Genomic DNA, 230 nt, shown 5'->3' on the forward strand with positions numbered 1-230 from the left:
GGCCATGTGCTGAGGGTGGCGTGGATGAACCGCGAGGCCCTGGCTTTGACCGCAGCGGTAGGCTACGCGGTGTACTGGTCGCGCTCGAGCGGCCGGCTGTGGCGCAAGGGCGAGGAGTCCGGCCTCCGCCAGAAGGTGCTGGAAATCCGCATCGACTGCGTCGATGACGTGGTGCTGCTGAAGGTCGAACAGGCCGGCGGCATTGCCTGCCACACCGGCCGCCACCACTG

The 230-nt window shown here is 68.3% G+C and carries 1 protein-coding gene; it reads left to right on the top strand.

Features of this window, described 5'->3' with window-relative positions; all coding sequences use genetic code 11:
* Positions 1–230 (top strand): phosphoribosyl-AMP cyclohydrolase (locus ACSHWJ_RS16150; protein WP_435928807.1); only part of this gene is annotated, 230 nt, incomplete at both ends.

It is taken from the genome of Methylococcus sp. S1M (assembly GCF_051295855.1).
Taxonomy (GTDB): Bacteria; Pseudomonadota; Gammaproteobacteria; order Methylococcales; family Methylococcaceae; genus Methylococcus; species Methylococcus capsulatus.